Origin of the sequence: Streptomyces sp. MBT65, assembly GCF_016612545.1 — a bacterium.
Classification (GTDB): domain Bacteria; phylum Actinomycetota; class Actinomycetes; order Streptomycetales; family Streptomycetaceae; genus Streptomyces.
Window position 1 is genome coordinate 1 of record NZ_JAENRY010000358.1, and the last position, 7,388, is coordinate 7,388.

At 70.2% G+C, this 7,388-nt stretch carries 8 protein-coding genes and 1 pseudogene; 1 reads left to right on the forward strand and 8 read right to left on the reverse strand.

The window, feature by feature from the left end:
* The 4 genes and pseudogenes from JHN63_RS44330 to JHN63_RS44345 all read right to left on the reverse strand — a co-directional run.
* Positions 1 to 270: pseudogene (locus JHN63_RS44330) on the reverse strand (hypothetical protein); the annotation flags it as partial.
* Between the two features lie 15 nt (positions 271 to 285).
* Positions 286 to 1,644, reverse strand: a complete 1,359-nt coding sequence (locus JHN63_RS44335) for a hypothetical protein (RefSeq protein ID WP_200690805.1) — start codon at positions 1,642 to 1,644, stop codon at positions 286 to 288.
* A complete protein-coding gene (locus JHN63_RS44340) occupies positions 1,641 to 1,997 on the reverse strand; it encodes a WXG100 family type VII secretion target (protein WP_200690799.1) in 357 nt (118 codons plus the stop codon). The genes JHN63_RS44335 and JHN63_RS44340 overlap by 4 nt, the downstream gene beginning before the upstream one ends.
* A gap of 139 nt (positions 1,998 to 2,136) precedes the next feature.
* On the reverse strand, positions 2,137 to 2,652 hold the full coding sequence (locus tag JHN63_RS44345; protein ID WP_200690800.1) for a GNAT family N-acetyltransferase: 516 nt from the start codon (positions 2,650 to 2,652) through the stop codon (positions 2,137 to 2,139).
* An 83-nt stretch (positions 2,653 to 2,735) separates the two neighbouring features.
* Between JHN63_RS44345 and JHN63_RS44350 the strand changes: the two genes are divergently transcribed.
* Positions 2,736 to 3,104 carry a hypothetical protein gene (locus tag JHN63_RS44350; RefSeq protein WP_200690801.1) on the forward strand — a complete coding sequence of 123 codons (369 nt, stop codon included), beginning with the start codon at positions 2,736 to 2,738 and terminating at the stop codon, positions 3,102 to 3,104.
* Between the two features lie 117 nt (positions 3,105 to 3,221).
* On the opposite strand, the gene JHN63_RS54470 is transcribed toward JHN63_RS44350, so the two are convergent.
* The 4 genes from JHN63_RS54470 to JHN63_RS44370 form a co-directional block, all read right to left on the reverse strand.
* Positions 3,222 to 4,121 carry an NAD(P)-dependent oxidoreductase gene (locus JHN63_RS54470; RefSeq protein ID WP_307782134.1) on the reverse strand — a complete coding sequence of 300 codons (900 nt, stop codon included), beginning with the start codon at positions 4,119 to 4,121 and terminating at the stop codon, positions 3,222 to 3,224.
* 142 nt (positions 4,122 to 4,263) lie between these two features.
* Entirely contained in the window at positions 4,264 to 4,938 is a 675-nt protein-coding gene (locus JHN63_RS44360; RefSeq protein WP_200690802.1) for a DUF4232 domain-containing protein, read from the reverse strand.
* Between the two features lie 149 nt (positions 4,939 to 5,087).
* On the reverse strand, positions 5,088 to 6,452 hold the full coding sequence (locus tag JHN63_RS44365; RefSeq protein ID WP_200690803.1) for a glycoside hydrolase family 26 protein: 1,365 nt from the start codon (positions 6,450 to 6,452) through the stop codon (positions 5,088 to 5,090).
* Positions 6,453 to 6,500: 48 nt separating this feature from the next.
* Positions 6,501 to 7,388: DUF1266 domain-containing protein (locus tag JHN63_RS44370; protein ID WP_200690804.1), on the reverse strand; the 888-nt coding region annotated here is incomplete at its 5' end.

Below are 7,388 nucleotides of genomic sequence, written 5' to 3' on the forward strand. Positions count from 1 at the left end.
GTCGGGGGCGGCGGCGGCCTGGAGAACGGTGTCGTAGCCGAGCGGATCGGCCCAGCTGGTGAGCGCGCAGCAGGCGAGGAGGCGGGCGGCGGGGTCGGCGGCGGGGTCCTGGAGGATCGCGGTCAGGCCGGGGGTGCGTTCCAGATAGCCGTCGTCGTCCAGCGCGTCGGCGATCACGTCGTCGGGGTCCGCCGGGTTGCCGTCGAAGTCGGTGTAGAGCAGGGCCCGCAGCTCGGGGCCGGGCTGCCAGTGGTCCTTGGTGTCGGCCATGGGGTCTGCTCTTTCCTACGATCCGGAGGTGGGGAACGGTCCGGTGACGTACTCCTTGGGGACGGTCCCGCTGATCAGCCACTCGCCGTCGCGGCGGGTGTTGAGCAGGGCCATGACCCGGTCCAAGACCTTACGTGACTTGCCCTTGCTCAGCCCGAGTCCGTCGACGAAGTCCGAGGCCTGGTCCGTCTCACCGGCACGGAGGGTGCCGGGCACGTCGATCTCGCGTCCGGCGACCTTGTCGATCTCGTCGTTGATGGACCGCTGGATCTCCTCCGGGCCGAGGATGTGGACGCCCTGGACCTTGCCCGCGTCGATGTCCCGCTGGAGCCGCTGGTAGTCGACCCGGATCTCCTCGTTGCCGTAGACCTTCCCGGTGCCGTCCTGCGGGGCGAAGGAGGTGTACTGGCTGGACTCCTTGGCGGCCTTGTTCTTTCCGCCGAGGACGTGCTGGAGCGGGGTGATCTCGCCGTCCGGATCGGCGGGGACGATGCCGATGTCGGGGTCGAACCGGGACTTCTTCAGGCCGAACGGATTGTGGGTCGCGCTGAAGTCGTCGTCCTGGCGGATCAGCTTGGGCGCCTCGTCGGCGATCGAGTCGAGGTCGAGCGCTCCGGGCACGGCGGGCCGCGCTCCCGGCAGGGTCAGCCCGTCGAAGAGGGTTCCGAAGCCGCCGGCCTCGGTCGCGGCCCTGACGGTCCCCGCGCCCGCGCCGAACATCCCGCCGAACGCCATGCCGTAGAGAGCCGAGTCGTTCGCCTCGTCGAGGCTGAAGCCCTTGCTCTCGCCGGTGGCGATCGCGACCGGCTGGGCGACGGCGAGGTCCACGGTCACCGACTCGATGCCGCCGAGGGCGGCGGTGGCGAGGGTGGTGCCCGCGATGGTGGCGACCTCGGTGGAGACGGTCACGCCGAGGGTTCCCGCCATCTCCACGATGCTCGCGGTGGCCGCCGCCGCGGCGCCTTCGGAGATGCCGGCCGTGAAGATGGCGAGGGCGGTCCCGGCGATGATCGTCGCGCCGACGATCTCCAGTTCGTGTTCGAGGTGCTTCGTCGCGGAGTGCACGGCGTCGGCGTACTTGTCGAGCGCCTTGGCCATGTCCCGGGCGCCGTCGGTCATGTCCTGGAGCCAGCCGTGCCCGTCGTAGTAGTAGCGGCGCCAGAACGGGTCGTCGAAGGCGGAGATCGCCTCGCCCTTGTTGTGCTCGATGATGGAGCGGGCCGACTTGTTCGCGGCGACGGTGACGTCCTCGATGTCGTCGGCGAAATCCCGCCACGCCTTGGCCGCCGCACGCAGCCCGTCCTCGTCGGCGTCCGGCCACCACATGCCGGTGACGTCCTGGACGATCTTCTTGGCCTTGTCGGCGACGCTCACTCGCCGTCGCCTTCGCTCTTGCCACCCTTGATGTCGATCCCGCCGAACAGGGCACGGACCAGTTCTTCGTGGTCGATGTGACCGTCCGCCATGTCCGTCATCGCCTCGTGGATGCTGGCCAGACCGCCGGTGAGGATCTGCGCCGCGTTCTCCAACTGCGTGACGTGCGGGCCGTAGGCCTTGTGGAAGGCGGTGCCCTGATCGTCGTCGCCCCACGGTGAACCCGCTGCTCCGAGCGCTGACTTGAGCTTGGTGAGCGCCTTGGCGAGATCGGCGCTGTGGGTCTGGAAGTGTGGCGCTGTCGCTTTGAGGTCAGCGATCTTGATGTCGAGTATCTCGCCCTTGTCGCCCATGGACGCCTGTTCTCCCCCGTGGTCGGCTCGTCGGCCGTACGACTTTAACCAGACCGTCTTCTTCGCAACTGCGCAGAAAGCAAAGGCAGGGCAAAGATTGGCTCGGCGACGAACGGCGCCCTCTCGCGCAGTGCCGGACCTAGCTGAGCCGCTTGCGCAACACGGCGCAGGGGCGGCCGAGTTGGCGGTCCGGGCGGTGGGCGATGACGGCGTAGCCGAGGGCGGTCCAGAAGGCGAGGGCGTCGGGGTTGTTGTCGAGTACGGCCAGACGTACGGCGGTTCGGCCGGACTCGCGGAAGCGGTCCTCGACGAGGGACGCCAACTGCCTTCCCTGTCCCCGCTGTTGCTGCGCGGCATCGATCATCAGCAGGCCGATCCAGGGGTCGTCGTCCTCCGGGTCGGGATGCGCCCCGAGGGTGATCGCGATCCCGACGAGCCGCCCGGCACTGCGCGCGAGCAGCACCTCCACGTCCGGGTCGGCCAACTCGTCGGCCAGCGCGGTCGCCACCTGCTCGGGCCGGATGTCCTCCGGGTCGGGGAAGTCACCGCTGAGCGCGTGGAACGCGTGGTTGGAGGCGTAGAGCGCGGTGAGTTCGGTGAGGAGTTCGCCGGGGAGTGCGCCGGCCTCGGTGGGCGTGAGCGGTTCGAGGAACATGGGGGCACGCTAGTGCCGCGCGGATCCGGCGCGAGGCGACACCCCCGTGATCCATACTCTGTGTCGGCGGCTACGGGGAGGGCATGTCCATGCGGCACGGCTACGGGGTCGGAACGGTCGTACGAGCGGCGGCCGTTGTCGCCGCGGCTGTCCTGATCAGCGGCTGCTCGTCGGGCGACTCGGCGCAGGACAAGGCGTGGCAGGCGGAGTACTGCGACAAGCTGGGGTCCTGGCAGCATGAGGTGCGCGCGAGGACGGCCAACGTCGAATCGGCGGGGAACGCGGCTCTCTACGCCGCGAAGAAGCTGGACAAGGCAGGCCTGGAACACGGCGGCACCCGCATCCTCGACGACACCGTCAACGCGATCGGCGGCGACACCGGGGCGGAGGAACGTGCGGTGTCCTACTGCGACAGCGCGGGCTACGAGACCTCGGTGGACTCGGCGAGCTGATGCCGTGAGCTCGTGAGCTCATAGACCGACCTCTGATGCGGCACGCCGGCCGTCGGCCGCCTCGCCGGCGACATACCGGCCCGACCGTCACCAGGGCCGGAACCCGTACCGTCCCGATCAGGGCCGCAGCAGCGTACCCGCGGCCTCCTCCAGGAGGGCCACGGCCAGGAGTTCGCCGTCCACGGGTCCGAAGCGCTCCAGTGCCAGCCGGTGGATGCGCAGCACCGTGTCGGCCAACTCGTGCGGGGTGCCGAGGTCTTGGGCCTCGTCGGTGATGGCCTTGAGCTGGTCGTGGATGCGGTCGAGGCCGTAGGAGCGGAGGTAGTCCCCGGCGAACAGCGCCGACAGGTCCCGGCGGATGAAGTCGCTCCCCGCCGCGCTGTCGGCCAGCGTGTCCCGCAGGGTTGTGAGGTCGATGCCGGCTCGGCGTCCGAGCAGCAGGGCCTCGGCGGTTGCCGCGGCCTGGCCGAACCAGAGGAGGTTGATGAGGAGTTTCGTCGTGCAGCCGGTTCCGGGGCCGCCCATGTGGCGGATCCGGTCCGATGTCGTCACCGCCTCCAGCAGTGGCCCGCACCGGTCGAGGACTTCGGCGGAACCGCCCACGAACAGCCGTACGCGCCCGTGTTCGGCGTCGTCGGGGCCGCCGCCCATCGGCGCTTCGAGGACATCGACGCTGTGGGCGTCGGCGCGTTCACGCAACTCCCGTGCGGCTGCTGGGGAGTTGCTCGTCATGTCGATCCACACCGCCCCGGGGGCCAGGGCGGCGAACACCGCATCCGGAAGGGCTGCCGCCGCCTCTTCGGGTCCAGGAACCACGGTGATCAGCACGTCCGCCCCGGCCGCCGCCGTGGCGGACGGCGCCCAGTCCGCGCCCAACGAGCGCACCGCTTCTTCCCGTTCGGGACGCAGATCGGAAACGGTCACCGAGTGACCCGCCGCAACGAGGCGTCCGCACAGCGGTGTCCCCATGCGGCCGGCACCGACGAGGGCTACGCGCGAGGGCGAGGACAAGGACACAGGAACACCGCCATGGCCGTAGGTGCGTCTGTCGTTTCCCTCCGGCGCACGCGAAAGACCGTCGCTGGCGGGTCACTTGGAGACACTATCGATCACCCGGGGGAGGACGAAGACGCCGTGGGTGATCGTCCAGGTCCGGTCCTCAGCCGCCGACGGGGCCGGTGTAGGTGCCGGGATGCGTGGCGCCGTCCTGGAGCAGGACGCTGCCGCCGGGCCAGGTCAGGGTGGCCGAGGTGGTCTCGTTCGGCGGGGTGACGACGACGGACGTGGCCTTGAACTCGGTGCCGCTGCCCTGGGTCCACGGCAGGAAGCTGATGGTGAACGTCGCGCTGCTGCCGGCGGCCAGGGTGACCTTCTTGGGCGTCGCACCGCTGCGGGTCAGCGACCAGCTTCCCCCGGAGGACTTCAGGTCGACCCCGGGGAAGCCCTGGATCGTGCACGCGGCGGATGTCTTGTTCTTCAGCACCACGGCCAGGTGCTGCTGGTCGTCCGAGCTGCTGACCTTGCCGTCGCCGGAGCCGAACGAGAAGCCCAGCCCGGCGGTGTGGCAGCGGCCGGTGCCGGTGCCGGTGCTGCCGCCGGTGGCCGTACCGCCACCGGTGCTGCTGCCGCTTCCGCCGGTGCTGCTCCCCGCGTCCTTGGTGGCACCCGCGTTCTCGGCCGGGGCGCCGTCGGACGCGGTGGCCGAGGACGAGGACGTCGACGCCGACGGCTGGTCGCCTGCTGTGTCGTTGCCACCGCCGTTGCCGCAGGCGGTGAGCGCCAGGGCGAGCGCGGACGTGGCGGCGAGTGCCGTGGCGGCGTGGAGCAGACGCATCGTGGTGCTTCTCCGTCAGATCAGGGGCGCTGACAGGCGCCGTGTTGATCACCACAGTAGGAGTGAGTTCTCAACAGACCTGTAACCGAGGTGTTCTGACGTTGCATCAGGATCCAAGCCCCGGGCCCTCGTTCGGAAGGACGCCGCGCTCAGTGCGCGTGCACCGACCCCCACGCGAAGTTCTGCCCGAACCCCGTCCCCGAACCGCCCGTGTACACCTGGTCCGTGGCGTAGTACGTCGCCTTCACGTCCGCGTTCGAGTTGATCGCCGTCTTGGTCATCCCGGAGCCCCAGGTGCTCCAGATCACCCACGGGCTGCGGGTCAGCGCGTTCGAACCCGCCGCCGTGATCGGCATGTTGTACGTCTCCGCGAGCATCCGCGGCTTCGCGTAGTCGACCAGCCCCGTGTGGTACACGTGCGTGAGGTCCGAGGCGGACGGGCTGTAGTCGTCGACGCCGACGACGTCGACGAGGTCGGCCCCGGGGTAGTAGTCCCACGGCACGTCCTCACCCTGCGGGTCCCAGGCACCGGGCGACCAGACGAAGATCAGGTTGTGCAGGCCCTTCGTCGTCACCAGGTAGTCGTACGTGATCCGCCACAGCTTCTTGTACGACGCCGGGGTCCTGCCGCCCCACCAGAACCAGTCGCCGTTCATCTCGTGGTACGGCCGTAGCAGCACGGGGATGTCCCAGGCGGCGAAGTACGAGAGCGTGGCCGCCAGGAAGGACAGGTCCGTGAGGAGCGCCCGGTACTCGTCGGTGTCCGACTCCCAGTCGAGAACGCGGTCGAACCACGCCTGGTCGGTGGTGAGCGTCGCCAGCGGGTAGGACGCGTCACCGCCCGGGTGCTCGCCCGTGACCTGGGTGAGGACCCGGCTCCAGGACTTCACCGCGGAACCGGGGTACGGCTGGTGGAAGCTCATGCCCACGATCCCGGAGGCCGCGCCGCCGTTGGCGAGGGACGCGCTGGTCCCGTCGAGCCGGACCATGGTGCCGGTCGGGTTGTAGCTGCCGTCCGCCGCGCGCGGCAGCCCCTTCCACACGCCGAACGCGAGGTCGACGGCGTCGTCCGTGTACTGCCACGACCGCACCCCCGTCGGCAGCCCCAGCGGCCGGTTGTAGGACCGGTCCCCGTACCGCCCCCAGCCGGTCGCGCCGTACCCGGGCCCGAGGTCGATCTCGACGAAGCCGGACAGCTTGCCCGTGATGTCCGCGGCCTTCTTGTAGTAGTAGCCCGAGAACGTCGTGCCGCCCGTGTCCCCGTAACTCGCGTTGTACAACTCCTGCTGGGTCTCCACGTGTTGACCGATGATCGTCATCGGGTGCGTCCCGGAGCGCGCCGCGTTCTCCAGCGACACCAGGAAGGAGTAGACCTTCTGCGCGTTCGCCGACGCCGACGGATCCCGGCCCGTCAGCGTCGGGGCTATGAGCGGGGTGGCCGCCCGCGCCACTCCCGGTACGGCGGACGCGGCGACGGTGGCGCCGAGGGCGGTGACGAACGTACGTCTTCGCAAGACTCAACCTCCAGGGCAGAAGCGGATCTTGGCCAGGCTAAGGCGCTTCTACCGAAAAGGGATGTTGAGCCAGGGACTCCCCGCGTCCGACATCAGGATCCGGTGCGCGGAGACCATGTCCTGGTACCAGTCGCCGAACTCCTCCTCGTCGAAGTGGAGGCAGCGGCCGAGGATGTAGCCGGTGGAGAAGTCGGCCCAGGAGCGGTAGGCGAGGGCGGCCGAGCGGCCCGCCCGGACGACGGCGGACTCCGTCTCCGCCAGGGTGGCGAAGCGGGCGCCCAGGCCCCAGCGGGCCATCTTCGAGGCCCGGCCCAGGTCCCAGGCCTCGACCGAGGTGACGTAGCGGTTCTCGGCGAGGATGCCGTCGGCCCGCATCCGGGCCTCGTAGCGGGTGATACGGCCGATCAGTCGCTGTACGCCCTCGACGCGAGCCTCCGTCTCCGAGGCGGGGCGCGGGTCGGTCTTCGTGACGCCGTCCTCCGTGATCACCGTGGAGCCCTCGGAGTTGGCGCGGATGACGGTGGCCACCGCCTGGCGCCAGTACCCGGTGTCGACGTGCCCGCCGAAGTCGCGGGCGATCGTACGGCGCAGGCTCAGCGCGAACTCCCATACGGAGCTGGAGGCTTCGCAGGCGAGCAGGTTGGTCAGATGGTGCTGCCACTCGGCGCGGTCGGTGATGCCCCACCACTCGCGCAGCCGCCGGCGCTCACCGTCGTAGCCGTGTCCGTGCCAGGCCAGCGCGTTCCACAAGGAGCCGTTGGTGACGCAGAGGAGGGCTCCGCAGGCCAGGCCGTGGGCGACGGGGCCGTGCAGCGGGCCGCCGACGTGGAGGGCGCGCAGCCGCATCGCGGTGGCGGGGGCGCCATCGAGGCGCTCCGCCGCGCGGGACCAGTCCGTGGTGCCCGGTGGGCCGTAGGGGAGGGGCAGTTCGCAGGG